Origin of the sequence: Streptomyces sp. 8L (genome assembly GCF_020176795.1) — a bacterium.
GTDB lineage: Bacteria > Actinomycetota > Actinomycetes > Streptomycetales > Streptomycetaceae > Streptomyces.
Genome location: NZ_JAIUKE010000633.1, coordinates 1 through 390, shown reverse-complemented (window position 1 = coordinate 390; position 390 = coordinate 1). Strand labels below are relative to the sequence as shown.

Here is a 390-nt window from a genome sequence, read left to right as displayed (position 1 = left end):
CCCGCGGGGGCGCGCGGGGGGGCGCGGGGGGGGGGCGCGGGGGCCCCCCCCCCCCGGCCGCCCCCCCCCCCCCCCCCCCCCCCGATCCTTTCACGGTCGGGTCGGCATCCCCGACGGAGCGTTCAGCTGGTGGTCGAGGCCGCCATCTCCAAGGTGGCCTTCACCGCTTCGATCTGCGTGTTCAGGTAGTTCGGCCACCGGCTCTTGGGGAACAGGGCCAGGTGCGGGGCGAGCGTGCCGGTGATCATCCGCTTGAACTGGGTGAGCCGTTCGCTGACCCAGGCCCGCTCCCACTCCTCCAGCTCGGTCTCGCTCGCGGCGCGGGGGGGGGCCCCCCCCCCCCCGGCCCCCCCCCCCGGGGGCGCCCCGGGGGGGGGGCCCGGGCCCCCC

The 390-nt window shown here is 80.0% G+C and carries 1 protein-coding gene; it reads right to left on the bottom strand.

Going from position 1 to position 390, the window contains the following annotated elements; all coding sequences use genetic code 11:
- Window positions 1–122 precede the first annotated feature (122 nt).
- The coding region (locus LCE31_RS36080) for a hypothetical protein (protein WP_225022107.1) at window positions 123–390 on the bottom strand (268 nt) is incomplete at its 5' end.